This window comes from Dyella jejuensis (genome assembly GCF_044904675.1).
GTDB lineage: Bacteria > Pseudomonadota > Gammaproteobacteria > Xanthomonadales > Rhodanobacteraceae > Dyella_B > Dyella_B jejuensis.
Genome location: NZ_JADIKJ010000009.1, coordinates 35659 through 52279, shown reverse-complemented (window position 1 = coordinate 52279; position 16621 = coordinate 35659). Strand labels below are relative to the sequence as shown.

Annotated in this window: 16 protein-coding genes and 1 tRNA gene; 12 read left to right on the top strand and 5 right to left on the bottom strand. The window is 63.5% G+C overall.

The features are described from left to right. Position 1: 1 nt before the first annotated feature. The 4 genes from ihfA (at position 2) to ISP15_RS09035 (ending at position 1636) form a co-directional block, all read left to right on the top strand. Positions 2 to 304, top strand: coding sequence for an integration host factor subunit alpha (gene ihfA / locus ISP15_RS09050; protein ID WP_115477488.1), 303 nt, complete (start codon positions 2 to 4; stop codon positions 302 to 304). Next, positions 285 to 641 carry a MerR family transcriptional regulator gene (locus ISP15_RS09045; RefSeq protein WP_281852334.1) on the top strand — a complete coding sequence of 119 codons (357 nt, stop codon included), beginning with the start codon at positions 285 to 287 and terminating at the stop codon, positions 639 to 641. The genes ihfA and ISP15_RS09045 overlap by 20 nt, the downstream gene beginning before the upstream one ends. A gap of 56 nt (positions 642 to 697) precedes the next feature. After that, a tRNA-Pro gene (locus ISP15_RS09040) sits at positions 698 to 774 on the top strand. A gap of 133 nt (positions 775 to 907) precedes the next feature. Further along, on the top strand, positions 908 to 1636 hold the full coding sequence (locus tag ISP15_RS09035; RefSeq protein WP_404546939.1) for a hypothetical protein: 729 nt from the start codon (positions 908 to 910) through the stop codon (positions 1634 to 1636). A 189-nt stretch (positions 1637 to 1825) separates the two neighbouring features. On the opposite strand, the gene ISP15_RS09030 is transcribed toward ISP15_RS09035, so the two are convergent. Continuing rightward, positions 1826 to 3460, bottom strand: a complete 1635-nt coding sequence (locus ISP15_RS09030) for a methyl-accepting chemotaxis protein (protein WP_404546938.1) — start codon at positions 3458 to 3460, stop codon at positions 1826 to 1828. Between the two features lie 120 nt (positions 3461 to 3580). After that, positions 3581 to 4813, bottom strand: a complete 1233-nt coding sequence (serA, locus tag ISP15_RS09025) for a phosphoglycerate dehydrogenase (RefSeq protein ID WP_404546937.1) — start codon at positions 4811 to 4813, stop codon at positions 3581 to 3583. A 108-nt stretch (positions 4814 to 4921) separates the two neighbouring features. On the opposite strand from serA, the gene ISP15_RS09020 reads away from it, so the two are divergent. Next, positions 4922 to 6307, top strand: coding sequence for an FAD-binding oxidoreductase (locus ISP15_RS09020; protein ID WP_404546936.1), 1386 nt, complete (start codon positions 4922 to 4924; stop codon positions 6305 to 6307). 143 nt (positions 6308 to 6450) lie between these two features. Then, positions 6451 to 7407, top strand: coding sequence for a prolyl aminopeptidase (gene pip / locus ISP15_RS09015; protein WP_404546935.1), 957 nt, complete (start codon positions 6451 to 6453; stop codon positions 7405 to 7407). Between the two features lie 159 nt (positions 7408 to 7566). On the opposite strand, the gene upp is transcribed toward pip, so the two are convergent. The 3 genes from upp to ISP15_RS09000 all read right to left on the bottom strand — a co-directional run bounded on the left by upp (position 7567) and on the right by ISP15_RS09000 (position 10365). Continuing rightward, on the bottom strand, positions 7567 to 8211 hold the full coding sequence (gene upp, locus ISP15_RS09010; protein WP_404546934.1) for a uracil phosphoribosyltransferase: 645 nt from the start codon (positions 8209 to 8211) through the stop codon (positions 7567 to 7569). Between the two features lie 112 nt (positions 8212 to 8323). Further along, positions 8324 to 8635, bottom strand: a complete 312-nt coding sequence (locus tag ISP15_RS09005; protein WP_404546933.1) for a hypothetical protein — start codon at positions 8633 to 8635, stop codon at positions 8324 to 8326. A 233-nt stretch (positions 8636 to 8868) separates the two neighbouring features. Continuing rightward, a complete protein-coding gene (locus ISP15_RS09000) occupies positions 8869 to 10365 on the bottom strand; it encodes an aminotransferase class III-fold pyridoxal phosphate-dependent enzyme (protein ID WP_404546932.1) in 1497 nt (498 codons plus the stop codon). 271 nt (positions 10366 to 10636) lie between these two features. Between ISP15_RS09000 and ISP15_RS08995 the strand changes: the two genes are divergently transcribed. From ISP15_RS08995 to tgt, 6 genes are all read left to right on the top strand, one after another. Further along, positions 10637 to 11551, top strand: a complete 915-nt coding sequence (locus ISP15_RS08995; RefSeq protein ID WP_404546931.1) for an ABC transporter ATP-binding protein — start codon at positions 10637 to 10639, stop codon at positions 11549 to 11551. Further along, positions 11551 to 12348, top strand: a complete 798-nt coding sequence (locus tag ISP15_RS08990) for an ABC transporter permease (RefSeq protein WP_404547070.1) — start codon at positions 11551 to 11553, stop codon at positions 12346 to 12348. Before ISP15_RS08995 ends, ISP15_RS08990 begins: the two co-directional genes overlap by 1 nt. Before the next feature lie 44 nt (positions 12349 to 12392). Then, positions 12393 to 13595, top strand: a complete 1203-nt coding sequence (locus ISP15_RS08985; protein ID WP_404546930.1) for a sensor histidine kinase — start codon at positions 12393 to 12395, stop codon at positions 13593 to 13595. Further along, a complete protein-coding gene (locus ISP15_RS08980) occupies positions 13592 to 14194 on the top strand; it encodes a response regulator transcription factor (protein WP_404546929.1) in 603 nt (200 codons plus the stop codon). The genes ISP15_RS08985 and ISP15_RS08980 overlap by 4 nt, the downstream gene beginning before the upstream one ends. Before the next feature lie 29 nt (positions 14195 to 14223). Further along, entirely contained in the window at positions 14224 to 15285 is a 1062-nt protein-coding gene (queA, locus tag ISP15_RS08975) for a tRNA preQ1(34) S-adenosylmethionine ribosyltransferase-isomerase QueA (protein WP_404546928.1), read from the top strand. An 81-nt stretch (positions 15286 to 15366) separates the two neighbouring features. Further along, positions 15367 to 16488 carry a tRNA guanosine(34) transglycosylase Tgt gene (tgt, locus tag ISP15_RS08970; RefSeq protein ID WP_404546927.1) on the top strand — a complete coding sequence of 374 codons (1122 nt, stop codon included), beginning with the start codon at positions 15367 to 15369 and terminating at the stop codon, positions 16486 to 16488. Positions 16489 to 16621 lie beyond the last annotated feature (133 nt).

Sequence of the window (16621 nt, the reverse complement as noted above, 5' to 3'; positions counted from 1 at the left end):
GATGGCGGCGCTGACAAAGGCGGAGATGGCCGAGCGCCTTTTCCTCGAGGTAGGTCTCAACAAGCGGGAAGCCAAAGAGTTCGTGGACGCCTATTTCGAGGTAGTCCGCGAGGCGTTGGAACGAGGCGAACAGGTGAAGTTGTCAGGATTCGGCAACTTCGATTTGCGGCAGAAGAACCAGCGACCGGGACGCAATCCCAAGACGGGCGAGGAAATTCCGATTTCCGCCCGCCGCGTGGTGACGTTCCGGCCAGGGCAGAAACTCAAGGTGAGAGTCGAGGGCTATGCTGGATCAGGGGAATAACACCGAACTGCCTGCCATCCCGGCCAAGCGCTACTTCACCATCGGTGAAGTCAGCGATTTGTGTGGGGTGAAGCCGCACGTGCTCCGTTACTGGGAGCAGGAGTTTCCTGCGCTCAACCCGGTCAAGCGCCGTGGCAACCGCCGCTACTATCAGCGCCACGACGTGCTGATGATCCGGCAGATCCGCTCGCTGCTGTACGATGAGGGTTTCACCATCACCGGCGCGCGGGCGCGGCTGGAAGGTCCGCAGGCGCGGATGGAAGCCAGCATGTCGCACCAGATCGTGCGCCAGGTGCGCATGGAGCTGGAAGAGGTCCTGACGCTGCTGCGCCGTTGATAGCGCTTCCGGCATCGGCGCTGGAACTGCTACAATTTCTTTCTTTGCCGGACAGTCGGGGCGTAGCGCAGCCTGGTAGCGCATTTGCCTGGGGGGCAAAGGGTCGTGGGTTCGAATCCCGCCGCCCCGACCAATTCGGAAAGCGAACAAAACGGCGCCCAGGGCGCCGTTTTTCGTTTCCAGGGACAGGTATCCCTGTGCATGCGGCAGCCTCGCGCTAGTCTTCACGCCAGTGAACCCACTGCGCAGAACAGGAGATGTCGCCGATGCCGTCCAATACCTGCCATCCGAATGCGCCGCACACCAAGCTGAAGGCGCCGGACTGGTTCATCTCGTCGCTGATGATGGACCGTGCGCTCGACGCCATCCTGCGTCGGGTCAAGAAGCTCGATCGCGAGCACGACATTCCTTATCTTGCCGGCTATAGCCAGGACGGCAAGACCATCTACATCGATCGCCACCTGCCCAGGTCTTTTACTTTCCGCGGCCGCACCATCGACGTAGACCGTTTCCTGATCCTGCACGAGGAAGTGGAAAAGACCCTGATCGACCAGCTCGGCCTGCATTACCTGCACGCGCACCAGATCGCCACGCGCGCCGAAGAGGCCGCGGTGCACGCGCAACGCATCACTTGGCAAGCCTACGACCGTTTCATGCAGAAGTACGTCAAGACCATTGGCGACGAGCGTCTGTGCAAGGTGCCGGCGGATCTCGACCTCAAGCCTTACCGCGATTACCACGACTACGATCTGCTGCGGCAGATGGAGCAGCATCTGGAACGCGGCGCCGGTGCGACGGCCAGGCAAAAGACGGAATTGAAGAATTATGCGGCTGCTTTTCGCGAGCAATTGCGCGTGCAACATCGGCATGAATTACACAGTGATGATGCCGGAAGGCGGCGCAAGCCGGCAGCGAAAAAGTCAGCCGTTGCCAAGACTGTCAAAACGGGAAAGGGGACGGTGAGGCGCCGCGCAGCCACCAAGCCGGCGAAGTAGCAAGCAGCGCGATGCGCCAACTCGCCCAGGCGACAAGGAAAGGCGGCGCAGCAAGCTGGTGATTTCTGTCTGCATTAATCGCGACGATCCGGCGCTTGCGGCAGCGCCAACTGCATGTTGGCGCTGCGAGGCATCTCAATGCCTCGCGGATTGGACGGCGAAGCCTTCGCCATTGACGCGCTTGCGCTGTCAGGCGGCAAGTTGCGGCATCCGAGGCGTGGAGGCAGCCGCCTGCTTCGTGTCGCCTGCGACGTCCACCTTGAAGAACGCCACGCTTTCCACCAGCGACGTCGCCCGCGTCTGCACGGTACTGGCCGCGGCCGCGGCTTCCTCGACCAAGGCGGCATTGCTTTGCGTCACCTCGTCCATCTGGCGCACAGCTTGATTGACCTGCTGGATGCCACTGGCCTGCTCGGTGCTTTGCGTGGCGATGGCGCTGACCGTTTTGACAACCTCATCCACGCTGCCGAGCAGTTTGTCGACCATCGATTCCGCGCGTCCGATCATCTGCGTGCCGCTTTCGATCACGACGACGGATTCCTCGATCAGCGCGCGGATATCGCCAGACGCCGTGCGCGAATTGCGAGCCAGCGCCTGCACTTCGGCGGCAACGATAGTGAAACCCTTGCCCGCCGCTCCGGCGCGTGCCGCTTCCACGGAAGCATTAAGCGCGAGGATATGGGTTTGCGTGGCAATGCGATGCATGGTGTCGGTAATGTCGGTGATGCGACGAGAGACCTCTTGCACCTGCGTCATCGCGCCTACAGCCTGCGCCATGGCGGCGCCGCTCGAGCGCGCGATCTGTGCGGCGGTTTCGGCCAGCCGGCTGGCTTCGTTCGCACGCATGGCGTTGGCGCTTACGCTATGGGTGAACTCCTGCATGGATGCCGCCGTTTCTTCCAGTGCGGCCGCCTGCTCGCTGGTGCGGGCGGACAGGTCCTGATTGCCGGATGCGATCTGCCGCGTCGAGGCAGAGATATCGGTGGAGCCGGCACGGATCGTATTCACCACGGCGCGCAGCTGGACGTTCATGGCGGCAAGCGCGGACAGCAGCTTGCCGGTTTCATCGCGGCTGGTCGCTTCAGGCTGCATGGACAGGTCGCCCTCGGCCACCGCCTGGGCCACTTTCACGGCACGCTTGATCGGTGCGGTGATGCTGTAGGCCAACAGCCAGATCAGTATGGCGCCGGTCGCCATGGCGCATAGCGCCACCGATACCAGCAGCATGCATGCCTGGGTGAAAGCCTTGCCACTTTCTTGGTCGATAAGCCGGGACGCCGCGAGAGCTTCCTGTTTCATACCGGCCACCAGCCCGTCGATGGCGTTGGTGGGTGCGCGGTCTATGCCGGCGACCAGGGCATCGACGACATGCACGCTGTTCAGGTCTTTCGCATCGTAGTGCTGGATAGCGGCGAGGTATTTTGTCCCCAGCTCGGCATGCGTGGCGACTGCCGCATCGACCCCTGCGGTCTTGAGGCCGAGCTCAGCCATTTGCTGTTTCAGCGTCGCCAAATCCCGGTCTACCGCGGCGGACTGCTCGACAAACGCATCATGGTATTTCTTGAAGTTATTCGCATCGCCGCCGCGCAGCAGCAGGTCCTTCCACTCCTGCACCTGCTTCTTGAAATCGACCTGGGCGACGCGCGCCGTATCCACCGCCGCCGCGAATTTGGCGGCGGTCGCGGTCGAACGAATGCCCAGCTCATGGGTGCGAGACAAACCACGCCAGCCGCCAAATCCCACCATGATGGTGGCCGCCAACATGACGGCGCCAAGCAGGGCAAGCCGGGCGGCGATGCGTAGATCGCGGAATCGGAACGTCATAAATAAACCGTACAAAAAAGCGCTGCCGCGTTGATCGTCTATCGGCATGGCGGCGGCTTTACTTGAACCGGCGGGCAGGCCGGAACCGGCCTGCCCGCCGAAGTCGCCGCGGTCGAACGCTCAGTAAAGTACGCGGGTGCGCAGCGTGCCGGATATCGCCGCCAGCTTGTCCTTCAGCATGGCAGCCTGTTGCTCGTCGGCGGCGACGTCGATCACTACGTAGCCCACTTCCGCGTTGGTCTGCAGGAATTGCGCGTCGATATTGATATTGCCGGCGGAAAACAGCTCGTTGATGCGCGACAGCATGCCCGGCACGTTGCGATGGATATGCAGCAGGCGGCGGCTGCGCGGGTGCTCGGGCAACGTCACTTCCGGGAAATTGACCGCCGACAGGGTGGAGCCGTTGTCGCTGTAGCGCACCAGCTTGCTTGCTACTTCGATACCGATGTTGTCTTGCGCTTCGAGCGTGCTGCCGCCGATGTGCGGCGTCAGGATCACGTTATCCATGCCGACCAGCGGCGAAACGAAGGGGTCGTCGTTGCCTTTCGGCTCCACGGGGAATACATCGATGGCCGCGCCGCCGAGATGCTCCTTGCGCAGGGATTCGGCCAGCGCGTCGATGTCCACCACGGTGCCGCGCGACGCATTGATCAGCAAGGCGCCCTGTTTCATCCGGCCCAGTTCGTTGCGTCCCATCATCAGTCTGGTGGAAGGCGTTTCCGGCACGTGCAGGGTCACCACATCGGAACGTTCCAGCAAATCGTCAAGGCTGGCCGCGGCCCGCGCGTTGCCCAGCGAAAGCTTGGATTCAATGTCGTGGAAGATCACGCGCATGCCCAGGCTCTCGGCCAGTACGCCAACCTGGGTGCCGATATGGCCGTAGCCGACGATGCCGATGATTTTGTCGCGCACCTCGAAACTGCCGGCGGCCGACTTGGTCCAGCCGCCGCGATGGCATAGCGCGTTCTTCTGCGGAATGCCGCGCAACAGCATGATGGCCTCGGCGATCACCAGCTCGGCCACGCTGCGCGTATTGGAATAGGGCGCGTTGAACACCGGAACGCCAAGCTTCTCCGCGGCCCCCAGGTCGACCTGGTTGGTGCCGATGCAATAGCAGCCCACCGCGATCAGCCGCTTGGCATGCTCCAGCACGTCGGCGCCAAGGTGCGTGCGCGAACGGATGCCTACGATATGCGCATCGGCGATATGCGCTTTCAGTTCGTTCTCCGGCAGGGATTTGGCGTGGTATTCGATCTGGCTGTAGCCCGCGCGCTGGAACGTTTCCACGGCGGTGCGGCTCACGCCTTCGAGCAACAACACCTTGATCTCTTGCCTGGGGAACGAGGTCTTCATGGCGGCCTGGGATTTGGAAGTCCAAACACTATGCCAGATTTTGCGGCGACGCAGCACTGGACGTGTCCGGTATCGGCTGGCACGCTGGCGGCTGGTTTCGGAGCCGTCATGACCCAACAAGCCCTTGCCGAACTGACCGCCCGCCTGCCTGGGCTGCGCCTGCTCACCGAAGCGGGCGACCTGGAGCACTATGGCCGCGACTGGACCCGCCGCTGGACACCCGCGCCGCTGGCGATCGCCATGCCCGCTTCGATCGAGGAAGTGCAAGGCATCGTGCGCTGGGCCAACGAATGCCAGGTGGCCATCGTACCGTCGGGTGGCCGCACCGGTCTCTCGGGTGGCGCGGTGGCGGCGCGGGGCGAACTGGTGCTGAGCCTGGCGCGCATGAACCGCGTGCTGGGTTTCGATGCGGTGGACCGCATGCTCACCGTACAGCCCGGCATCGCGCTGGAAGCCGTGCAGGAGGCCGCGCGCGGGCAGGGCCTGATCTATCCGGTGGATTTCGCTGCCCGCGGTTCGTGTTCCATCGGCGGCAATATCGCGACCAATGCCGGCGGCATCCGCGTGATCCGGTATGGCAACACGCGCGAATGGATCGGCGGCCTGAAAGTGGTCGCCGGCAATGGCGAACTGTTGGATCTCAACCGCGGCCTGGTCAAGAACTCGAGCGGCTACGACTTCCGCCAACTGATGATCGGCTCGGAAGGCACCCTGGGTATCGTGGTGGAAGCAAGCTTGCGCCTGACCGATCCGCCGCCGGCCGCGCAGGTGATGCTGCTGGCGCTGCCCGACATGCACGCGATGATGCAGGTGTTCGCATTGTTCCGCGCGCGGCTTACGTTGCAGGCGTTCGAATTCTTTACCGAGGTGGCGCTAAAGCATGTGCTGGCACACGGGGCGCAACGGGCGATCGAGGGCAATCATCCGTTCTACGTGGTGACCGAGTTCGAGGCTGCGGACGAGCGCGCGCAGGAAGCGGCGCTGGCCGCCTTCGAGCAGGGTCTGGAGCAAGGATGGATCAGTGATGGTGTGCTGGCGCAGAGCGATGCGCAGGCGGCGGCGCTGTGGCGCTTGCGCGAAGGCATCACCGAAAGCCTGGCGCCGCACAAACCGTACAAGAACGATGTATCTGTGCGCATCGGTGCCCTGCCGGCATTCCTGCAAGAAATTCAGTCGCTGCTGGCGCGCGAATACCCGCAGATCGAAGTAGTCTGGTTTGGACACATCGGCGACGGCAACCTGCACATCAACGTGCTGAAGCCCGAATCGCTTTCCGATGCGGATTTCATTGCGCAATGCGAGCACGTCACCCAGTTGCTGGCGGACACCTTGCAGCGTCACGGCGGCAGCATTTCCGCCGAACATGGCATCGGGCTGGTCAAGCGCGCCTACCTGCAAAGCACGCGCAGCGCGGCGGAGATCGCGCTGATGCGGACGGTAAAGGCAGCGTTTGATCCGAATGGCATCCTCAATCCGGGCAAGCTGTTGATCTGACGCCTGCGTTCCGGCGACCTGGGAGCTTGCCTTCGGATTGGAGCCTGCCACAAGGGCGGCGGTGAAGCCCCGGGCTTGAGGCAGCTTGGGTTGTGCACCGCTCCCCCGTAACATGGGCGCTCCGCACTCCAGGCCGCCAGACCATGTCCCAGCATCGCCGCACCTTGTATCCCGAAATCGAGCCGTATGATGCCGGGCAGCTCAAGGTCTCCGAGTTGCACACGCTTTATTACGAGCAGAGCGGCAACCCGAACGGCAAGCCGGTGGTATTCCTGCATGGCGGTCCGGGCGGTGGCACCAATGCCAAGTGCCGGCGTTTTTTCGATCCGGCGGTGTATCGCATCGTGCTGTTCGATCAGCGCGGCTGCGGCCGGTCCACGCCCCATGCGGAGCTGAGCGACAACACCACCTGGCATCTGGTTTCCGATATCGAACGCCTGCGCGAGCACCTGGGCATCACGCGCTGGCAGGTATTCGGCGGTTCCTGGGGTTCGACGCTGGCGCTGGCCTATGCGCAGGCGCATCCGGACAAGGTGAGCGAACTGGTATTGCGCGGCATCTTCATGCTGCGTCGCTGGGAGCTCGAATGGTTCTACCAGAAAGGTTGCGACGCGCTCTATCCGGATGCCTGGGAAACCTTCCTGGCGGCGATTCCGGAAGTCGAGCGCGGCGACCTGATGAGCGCTTACCACCGTCGCCTCACCAGTGCGGATGCCAAGACCCGCCTGGACGCCGCGCGAGCGTGGTCCGTGTGGGAAGGCGCGACCAGTTTCCTGTATCAGGACGAGGGCTACATCAACAGTAGCGGCGAGGACGAATTCGCGCTGGCTTTCGCGCGCATCGAATGCCATTACTTCGTGCATGGCGGTTTCTTCGAACACGACGATCAATTGCTGCGCCACGTCGAGCGCATCCGCCGCATTCCTGCGGTGATCGTGCAGGGGCGCTACGACGTGGTGTGTCCCATGCGCAGTGCGTGGGACTTGCACCGCGCGTGGCCGGAAGCGGACCTGCGCATCGTGCAGGACGCCGGGCATTCGGCGTTCGAGCCGGGTATCGCGCATGAACTGATCGAGGCGACGGACAGGTTTAGAGCGTAAAAACGGCGCGTTTCCTTACCCCCTTCCCCTGCGGGGAGAGGGCAGGGTGAGGAGTTGAGGTTGGCCTCGAAGTACATTCGGAGCCCGCTCCAGTCGACTTTGCGCAAGGTCGCGCCGTCCGAGCCTGAGCCATCTTCGCCTTAGCGCAAAGCGACGAAATCACTCCGCCGCGGGCAACTGCTTGGTCCCGAAAATCTTGTCCCCGGCATCTCCCAGCCCAGGCAGGATGTAGCCGTGTTCGTTGAGCCGTTCGTCGATCGAAGCGGTGTAGATCTCGATATCCGGATGGCTGGCTTCGATCCGCCTGAGCCCTTCCGGCGCGGCCACCAGGAACAGGCCCTTGATGCGCTTGCAGCCGGCCGCCTTGAGCATGTCCACCGTGGCGACCAGCGTTCCGGCGGTAGCCAGCATCGGATCGACGATCAAGGCAATGCGCTCGTCCATGCGGCCGGTCAGTTTTTCGTAGTAGGCGATCGGCTTCAACGTTTGTTCGTCGCGCTGCAATCCAACCACGCTGACCTTCGCGGACGGAATCAATTCGAGCACGCCCGGCAGCATGCCCAGGCCAGCGCGCAGGATCGGCACGATGGTGATTTTCTTGCCCTTGATCTGCTTCACGTGGACCGGGCCGGCCCAGCCTTCGATCTGCGCCTGGGTGGTTTCCAGGTCTTTGGTGGCTTCGTAGGTCAGCAGCGAGGCGACCTCGGCAGCGAGTTCGCGGAACTCCTTGGTGCTTATGCCGGCCCGGCGCATCAGGCCGAGCTTGTGCTGGATCAGCGGATGGCGGACTTCGACGATCTTCATGCGGCGACCGGTTTGCAGAGCGATGAAGCAAGCATAGCCGTAAACAAAAAGGGCGCCGCCTGCTTGGCGACGCCCTCACGTCGACACGCGCCTTGAAGCGGCGGTCTTTGAATCAGTGATTGCCCTTCATGCAGGCGCTAACGGCATCCTTATAAGCCTGTCCGGTCTTGCCTTTGTTTTCATGATTGCACTCGCCGATGGTCGGCTTCTTGGTGGCTACGCTGGCGGTGCTGCCGCCTTTCATGCAGGCGTCGCGGGCCGCGGTGTAGGCGGCGCCAGTCTTCCCCGCCGCAGCGTGGCTGCACTGGCCCAACTTGGTGGAATGCCCCGTCGCGCTGGACGAGCTCTGCGGTGCGGCGAAAGCGGCGGTGGTCGCCAGGGCCAGGACTGCGCTGGCGGCGAGCAGGCTGAAACGCATGGACATGATGCTTCCTCCTGAAGTTATCACCGGTGATCGTACCGGCCGACGCAGTCTATGCCTATGCCGTGACGCGGAGAAAGGTGCCGTGCTAAAGCCCTCCCCCTTCGGGGAGAGGGTTGGGCGAGGGGGCAATCTTGCAAGAAGCGGTTCGGGGCTCACGCAGCATGGGGACCTTGGCCAGGTCAGCCCCTCACCTCAAGTCCTCTCCCTAAACGGGGGAGGTAAGTAAAAACGCCTCAGGCTGCGCGCGCTTCGCTTTTGCGCGGCCCTTCCAGCAAGGCATGCCGCACGTGCGCGACCACCATGTCCACCTCGGCGCTGGTCACCAGGAAATGCGGCGTGAAGCGCAGCGAATTGACGCCGCCGTGGATCACGCCAAGGCCGCGCTCGCGCAGGTATTCCTCGGTGGAACCGGCGCCATAGCATTTGAATTGCGGAGCCAGTTCGCAGGAAAACAGCAGGCCGGTGCCCTGCACCTTGGTAATCAGGCCGCCCAGTTCGTCTTTCAGCGTATTGAGCTTGTCGACGAACTCCTTGCCGCGTGCGCGGATATTGGCGCGCACCTCGTCGCTGAGCTGGGCGAGCGTCGCCAGCGCCACATCCAGCGCGCGCGGGTTGGCGGTCATGGTGTTGCCGTAGATACCCTTGCGATACAGGCCAGCGACGCGCTCGCCCACCGCCAGCACGGAAAGCGGATACTGGCCGGCGTTGAGGGCCTTGGAGAACGTCTCCATGTCCGGCGCTGCCAGCTTTTCGAAACCGGGGTAGTCGATCAGCGAAAGCACGCCGTGCGCGCGCAGGCCGGCCTGGATCGAGTCGACCAGCAGCAGCGAGCCATGCGATTCGGTCAGCTGGCGCGCAGCCTGGTAGAACGCCGGCGTTACCGCGCGGCCTGGATCGCCTTCGCCCATCACCGGTTCCAGGAACATCGCCTCGATGAACCAGCCGTGCTTGTCGGCATCGGCGAACACCGCTTCCAGTTGCGCGATGTCATAAGGTGCAACGGTGAGCAGGGTGTCCTCATGCCGATAGCTCGCCAGATGCTGCTGATAGGTGCGGCGCGAGGAATCCGAATACAGCGCGGGCTTGTCGGTACGGCCGTGGAACGCGCCTTTTACCGCGATGCGCTTGATCGTGCGTCCGGCATAACGGCCGCCGGCATCGGTCATCAGCTTGGCATTCACGTCGGCGATGCGGCAGGCCAGTCCGACCGATTCGGAACCGGAGTTCAGGCACAGGTAGCGCACGTAGGGATTGTTGCCGCGGTTGCGGCCAAGCTCGCGGTCCATGGCCTGCGTGAAACGCATCTGCGAAACGCTCGGCGTCATTACATTGGCCATCACCTGCGGGCGCGCCAGCGCGGCATCGATCGCGGCATGGTTGTGGCCGAAACCCAGCATGCCGTAGCCACCGTTGTCGTGCACCACCGCGCCTTTGAGCGTGACGATCCATGGGCCGCGCGCGGCAGCTGGCAGGTAAGGATTGATCGCATCGTCCGGATAGAAATTGACGAGCCCCTCCTGGGCCTGCGCCAGCTGCTGCGTCTCGTCCAGCTTCAGGAAATCGCCCAGTTCGGCGCGCAACTCATGATGGTGCGCAACGGCTTGGGCAATCGCCTGCCCGAGTTCCGGATGCAGCGCGGCCATCCGTTCGATGGTGGCGTCGTCCAGGCCGGTGGTACGCGGTTTGCCGCCAAATTCGCGCAGTTCGCGCAGCTGATCGATCACACCCATGACTACTCTCCTCGAACCCTGCCGGCGCCTCGCACCCAGCGCGAAGCAGGCCGACACGATGTGTTGTGTGCGGAACGGCGCTGAAGGCCCGCGGGCAGCGCCCGGTCGCACTCGCCGCGATGGGGAAACCGCCGGCGTACATCCGTGAGGATAACTCGCGGGCAGGGTGCGCCGGTACCCCCGGATGACGCCTGTCATGTCCGGCGGCTGACGCAGGCTACTGGGACCGCGTCCCGGTCTTGCCTACGCTGCAGTGCAAGGAGGAAACACCATGCATCCATCATCTGACGTCGTTGCCCGTCTTTCCGGTGCCGTAAAGCGTTATGGCCAGCTCACTGCGCTCGATGGCGTCGATCTCGTGCTGCACCGCGGCGAACTGCTCGCCGTGCTGGGGCCGAACGGAGCCGGCAAAAGCACCAGCATTGGTCTATTGCTCGGCCTGATCCGCCCGGAGGGTGGCCGTGCGGAATTGTTCGGATTGGATCCGCAGCACCTCGACGCGCGCCGCCGCATCGGCGTCATGCTGCAATCGGCGATGCTGCCGCTCACGCTCCGCGTCGGCGAATTGCTGCGGCTGGTCGCCAGCTACTATCCGAATCCACGGCCGCTCGAAGAAAGCGCAACGCTGGCAGGAGTAGCCGATTTGCTGAAGCGGCCTTACGGCAAGCTGTCGGGCGGCCAGCAGCGGCGCGTGCAGTTCGCGCTGGCCTTGTGCGGTCGGCCCGAGCTGGTATTCCTGGATGAACCGACCGTCGGCATGGATATCGATGCGCGCCAGAAACTGTGGGCCGCGATGCGCATCCTGGTCGCCGAAGGTTGCTCGGTGGTGTTGACCACGCATTACCTGGAAGAAGCCGAGGCGCTCGCGCAACGTGTGGTAGTGATGGGCAAAGGGCGCGTGCTCAGCGAAGGCAGCGTGGATGACTTGCGCTCGCAAGTAGCGCATACGCGCATCCGCTGTATTACCGATCTCGATGCCGCCACGATTGCCGGCTGGCCGAACGTGGTTTCGGTAGAACGCGAGGGAGCGCGCTTGCGCATCAGCACGGCCGAGGCGGAATACGTGCTGCGCCGCATGCTCGATGCCGACCCGACGCTGCGCGAACTCGAAGTGCAGCGCGCGGGATTGGCCGAAGCCTTTATCGAACTGACCCAAGACGACGCCATCCAACAGGAGGCTGCATGATGAACACCGTATCGCTTTCCGCCGCGCCGGAGGTGGCCGCTTCCGTACGCATGAGCGCTCGCCGCGTGGCCGGCGCCTATCTTGCCGAAGCACGCAGCGAATGCGTGCGCTATCTGCGCAATCCAAGTTTCATGCTGCCGATCATGCTGTTTCCCAGCTTGTTCTATTTGCTGTTCGGCATTGTGATGGGCAAGAGCGAGGGCGCGGACGTCGCGCGCTATCTGCTGGCGAGCTATGGCGTGTTCGGCGTGATGAGCCCCGGGCTGTTCGGCTTTGGCGTTTCGCTGGCGCTGGAACGCGATGGCGGATTGCTCACCTACAAGCGTGCCTTGCCGATGCCACCCGGCGCATACCTGCTCGGCAAAATGCTGATGGCGATACTGGCCGCTGCCGCCGTCATCCTGTTGCTGCTGGCGATGGGCGTGGGCCTGGCGCACGTGCCGTTGACGGCAAGGCAAGCCGGCCTGCTGCTGCTTACCGGCACGCTCGGCGTATTGCCGTTCTGCGCGCTGGGCATGCTTATCGGCACCTTGCTCAAGGGACAAGGCGCGCCGGGCATGCTCAACCTGGTCTATTTGCCGATGTCGTTCCTGTCGGGCCTGTGGGTTCCGCTCAACCAATTGCCGAAGGTATTGCAGCAGATCGCGCCGATCTGGCCGAGCTATCACCTGCACCAGCTTGGGCTCGCCGCGTTGGGCCTGGATCAGGCCGATGTAGCCGAACAGGTCGGGATACTGGCCGGCTTCACGGTGCTGTTCTTTGTCATCGCGGCGCGCCGGCTGCGGCGCTACGGTTGAAGTAGGATGGCATGCGAACGGCCGGCAGCACGGGGATGAGCACCATGATCACAGCGATCCGCAACTGGCTTGCGCCAGCGCCCGATTCGGAGGCCGCCGAAAATATCCGTAAAGGCGCCAATCCGTGGGTAGATGCCGTCCATTTGCTATGGTCGATCTGGCTGTTCTTCGATCCGCTGTTCAATAAGGGATTCACGTTTCGCTGGGTTTGGACGATAGCGCTTTCGTATCCGATCTTCCTGTTGCTTTACGCGCTGTGCATTGTGCGGCCGCAGCGCAATCGTCAGCGCTATGCGTGGGGTATTGCGCTGCTGGCAATTGCGATGATGGGGCTGAATTCGGGTGCCGCATGTTGCTACTTCATCTATGGCTGCGTCATGGTTCGCATGTGCGAACGCCGGATGTGGGCCTATCTGTTGCACCTGGTATTGATGTCCGCGCTTTTCGCCGTCGTGGCCGCCGCCGGCCATTTGCCGTGGCAGCTGATCCTGTACTTGATCGTGATGGTGGCGGTGATCAGCGGGGTAATTCATGTCGGCATCAACGCATCCAAAAAGAACGCCGCCCTCAAGCTGTCCCAGGACGAGGTGCGGCGCCTGGCGGCTACCGCCGAGCGGGAGCGCATCGGGCGCGACCTGCACGATCTGCTGGGTCATACCCTTTCCTTGATCACGCTCAAGCTCGAGTTGTCGCGCAAGCTGTTCGATCGTGATCCGGAAGGTGCACGCCGCGAATTGGAGGAAGCCGAAAGCGTGGCGAGGCACGCGCTGGCCGAAGTGCGCTCTGCGGTGACGGGCATTCGCTCCACCGATCTTGCCGCCGAGCTTGCTTCGGCAAGGTTGTTGCTGGATTCCTCGGCGGTCCATCTGGACTACGGCAGCTTGCCCGATTCGCTGCCTGCGGAGGTCGAGCGTGCCCTGGCGCTGGTCATTCGCGAAGCCGTTACCAATATCCATCGCCATGCCGGCGCGACCGAGGCGAGCGTGCGTTTTGCCCGAACCGCGGAGCAACTCGACATGCAGATTCGCGATAACGGCCGCGGCGGCCTTTCCGCGCATGGCAATGGCATCACCGGCATGTGCGAGCGCATCCGTGCGTTGGGTGGCAGCTTGCAGATCGATTCGCCGCCGCATAAAGGCACCTGCCTGCGGGTCAGCGTGCCATGGCGTGCGCAGCGGCGCACGCCAGCCCAGGGCGCTGGGCCATTGCCGCCGCGGTCGGACGACTTTGCCCGGAGCGTCGCATGATCCGTGTGTTGCTGGCCGAAGACCAGGCGATGGTGCGCGGAGCGCTCTCGGCGCTGCTCAACCTGGAGCCGGATATCGAAGTGCTCGGCTCGGTTGCCGATGGCGAAACTGCCTGGCGTGAAGTTCAGCGGCTGAAACCCGACGTGCTGGTCACCGATATCGAAATGCCCGGCATCACCGGCCTCGAACTGGTGCAGCGCATCCGGCGCCACGAACTCCCGGTGAAAACGATCATCGTGACTACCTTTGCGCGTCCTGGCTTCCTGCGCCGCGCGCTGGATGCCGGCGTATCCGGCTATCTGCTGAAGGATGCGCCGGCCGAAAATCTCGCTGAAGCCTTGCGTACCGTACATCGCGGCGGCCGCTCGATCGATCCGCAACTGGCGCTGGAGGCATGGTCGGAGGCCGATCCCCTCAACGATCGCGAACGCCAGGTACTGCGTTTCGCCGGCGAAGGCCAGTCCGCCAGCGAGATCGCCACCAAGCTCAATCTGTCGCATGGCACCGTGCGCAATTACCTGTCCGAGGCGATCGGCAAACTCGGCGCGGCCAATCGCATCGAAGCCTATCGTCTCGCACGCCAGAAGGGTTGGCTGTAGCAGGGACAGTTCGCGCTTCTTGCGGGATAATGTGCCGTTACCGCATGAAGCCTGCCATTTTGAAGAAGTCCGACTTCCATTTCGATCTGCCGCCCGAACTGATCGCGCAGGCGCCGCTGGCCGAACGCAGCGCAAGCCGCCTGCTGGTGCTGGACGTGCCGATGCGTACCTGGCAAGACCGCATGTTCCGCGAGCTGCCCCCGTTCCTGCGCAAGGGCGACCTGCTGGTGTTTAACGACACGCGGGTGTTGCCAGCGCGTTTGCATGGGCACAAGCCGAGCGGCGGAGCGGTGGAGATCCTGATCGAGCGCGTCACCGGCGCGCACGAAGCCACCGTGCAGTTGGGCGTGAGCAAGAAGCCGCGCGAGGGTACCGTGATCGTGCTTGCCGATGGCAGCCACGCCACGGTGCTTGGTCGCGACAACGGCTTTTTCCATCTGCGCTTCGAAGCGCCGGAGCCGTTGGAGCACCTGCTGCTGAAACTGGGTGAGATGCCTTTGCCGCCGTATATTTCGCGGCATGCCGATGCCAGCGACATGGAGCGCTACCAGACGGTGTATGCGCGCGAACCGGGTGCGGTCGCCGCACCCACCGCCGGGCTGCATTTCGACGAAGGCCTGTTGCAGCGGATACGCGCTGAAGGCGTGGACTTCGGTTACGTGACTTTGCATGTTGGCGCCGGCACCTTCCAGCCGGTGCGCAGCGACGATCTGACCCAGCACCAGATGCATCGCGAATGGCTCAATGTGGGCGCCAGGCTGGTCGAGCAGATCCACCGTACCCGCGCGGCAGGCGGCCGCGTGATCGCCGTGGGTACCACGGTGGTGCGGGCGCTGGAAAGTGCGACCGTGGAGGGCGTGCTGCGGCCGTTCGCGGGCGAGACGCAGATCTTTATTTTTCCGGGCTATCGCATCACCAGCATCGATGGACTGATCACCAACTTCCACCTGCCGGAGTCGACCTTGCTGATGCTGGTGTCGGCGCTGGCCGAGCGGCAATTCATCCTCGATGCCTATGCGCATGCCGTACAGCAGCGCTACCGGTTTTTTTCATATGGGGACGCGATGCTGATCCTGCCGCAAGGAAAATGAGGCCGCCGGCCTTTTTCCGCATGCTGGCTTCTTCCTCGGGAAAAAGCAGCGCGTACATCGCCAACACGCGATAATGCGCCGATGACCAACATGCATTTCGATCTTCTTGCCACTGATGGCGCCGCACGCCGCGGCCGCCTCCGCTTCGACCGCGGCAGCGTGGAAACCCCGGCATTCATGCCCGTGGGTACCTATGGGTCGGTCAAGGCCATGACCCCGCGCGACCTGGGCGAGGTGGGGGCCGAGATCATCCTGGGCAATACGTTCCATCTGTTCCTGCGCCCGGGGCTGGAAATCGTGGGGGAGTTCGGCGGCCTGCACCGCTTTATCGGCTGGAACAAGCCGATCCTCACCGATTCGGGCGGTTTCCAGGTGTTTTCGTTGGCGCACAAGCGCAAGATCACCGAGCAGGGGGTGACCTTCGCCTCGCCGGTGGACGGCTCCAAGGTGTTCCTGTCGCCCGAGGAATCGATGCGTATCCAGACCGTGCTGGATTCGGATATCGCGATGATCTTCGACGAATGCACGCCGTATCCGGCCACTGAAAAGGTGGCGGGCGAATCGATGGAACTGAGCCTGCGCTGGGCCGAGCGTTCGCGCGCCGCTTTCGACGAACTGGACAATCCGAACGCGCTGTTTGGCATCGTGCAGGGCGGCGTGCACGAAAACCTGCGCCGGCGCTCGGCCGAGGGGCTGGCGCAGATCGGGTTCGACGGTTACGCGGTGGGCGGCCTGGCGGTGGGCGAGCCGGAAGCGGAGCGCAACCATACGCTGGACGTCACCGTGCCGTTGCTGCCGCGCGAACGGCCGCGTTACCTGATGGGCGTGGGGCGGCCGGAGGATATCGTGGAAGCGGTGCGGCGCGGCATCGACATGTTCGATTGCGTGATGCCTACCCGCAACGCGCGCAACGGATTCCTGTTCACCTCCAAGGGCACGCTGCGCATTCGCAACGCCAAGTTTGCCAACGATACGCGGGTAATCGAGGAAGGCTGCGCATGCTATGCCTGCAGCCAGGGCTTCAGCCGTGCCTATCTGCGGCACCTGGACCGCTGCAACGAGATCCTGGGCAGCCAACTGGCCACCATCCACAATCTGCATCATTACCAGCAGCTGATGGCCGGATTGCGCGAAGCCATCGCGGCGGGGCAGCTGGACGATTTCGTGACCGGGTTCTATGCCCGCCGGCAGGGCGCCGCCTGATCGCCCTCCCGCCTGGGACGGTTGCGGGCGAAGGCGGTCTTGCGAAGGGCCTGGTCCGGGAACCACCGGGCATTTTTCTTTTCCCACCAGTCACCGGTGAATTCCGCGGATTTGCGGCGGCGCTGGCGCGGGT

What these genes read in the sequence shown, in the direction of transcription:
- ihfA (WP_115477488.1), top strand. Translation starts at nt 2, where the DNA reads ATGGCGGCGCTGACAAAGGCGGAGATGGCCGAGCGCCTTTTCCTCGAG.
- ISP15_RS09045 (WP_281852334.1), top strand. Translation starts at nt 285, where the DNA reads ATGCTGGATCAGGGGAATAACACCGAACTGCCTGCCATCCCGGCCAAG.
- ISP15_RS09035 (WP_404546939.1), top strand. Translation starts at nt 908, where the DNA reads ATGCCGTCCAATACCTGCCATCCGAATGCGCCGCACACCAAGCTGAAG.
- ISP15_RS09030 (WP_404546938.1), bottom strand. Translation starts at nt 3,460, where the DNA reads ATGACGTTCCGATTCCGCGATCTACGCATCGCCGCCCGGCTTGCCCTG.
- serA (WP_404546937.1), bottom strand. Translation starts at nt 4,813, where the DNA reads ATGAAGACCTCGTTCCCCAGGCAAGAGATCAAGGTGTTGTTGCTCGAA.
- ISP15_RS09020 (WP_404546936.1), top strand. Translation starts at nt 4,922, where the DNA reads ATGACCCAACAAGCCCTTGCCGAACTGACCGCCCGCCTGCCTGGGCTG.
- pip (WP_404546935.1), top strand. Translation starts at nt 6,451, where the DNA reads ATGTCCCAGCATCGCCGCACCTTGTATCCCGAAATCGAGCCGTATGAT.
- upp (WP_404546934.1), bottom strand. Translation starts at nt 8,211, where the DNA reads ATGAAGATCGTCGAAGTCCGCCATCCGCTGATCCAGCACAAGCTCGGC.
- ISP15_RS09005 (WP_404546933.1), bottom strand. Translation starts at nt 8,635, where the DNA reads ATGTCCATGCGTTTCAGCCTGCTCGCCGCCAGCGCAGTCCTGGCCCTG.
- ISP15_RS09000 (WP_404546932.1), bottom strand. Translation starts at nt 10,365, where the DNA reads ATGGGTGTGATCGATCAGCTGCGCGAACTGCGCGAATTTGGCGGCAAA.
- ISP15_RS08995 (WP_404546931.1), top strand. Translation starts at nt 10,637, where the DNA reads ATGCATCCATCATCTGACGTCGTTGCCCGTCTTTCCGGTGCCGTAAAG.
- ISP15_RS08990 (WP_404547070.1), top strand. Translation starts at nt 11,551, where the DNA reads ATGAACACCGTATCGCTTTCCGCCGCGCCGGAGGTGGCCGCTTCCGTA.
- ISP15_RS08985 (WP_404546930.1), top strand. Translation starts at nt 12,393, where the DNA reads ATGATCACAGCGATCCGCAACTGGCTTGCGCCAGCGCCCGATTCGGAG.
- ISP15_RS08980 (WP_404546929.1), top strand. Translation starts at nt 13,592, where the DNA reads ATGATCCGTGTGTTGCTGGCCGAAGACCAGGCGATGGTGCGCGGAGCG.
- queA (WP_404546928.1), top strand. Translation starts at nt 14,224, where the DNA reads ATGTGCCGTTACCGCATGAAGCCTGCCATTTTGAAGAAGTCCGACTTC.
- tgt (WP_404546927.1), top strand. Translation starts at nt 15,367, where the DNA reads ATGACCAACATGCATTTCGATCTTCTTGCCACTGATGGCGCCGCACGC.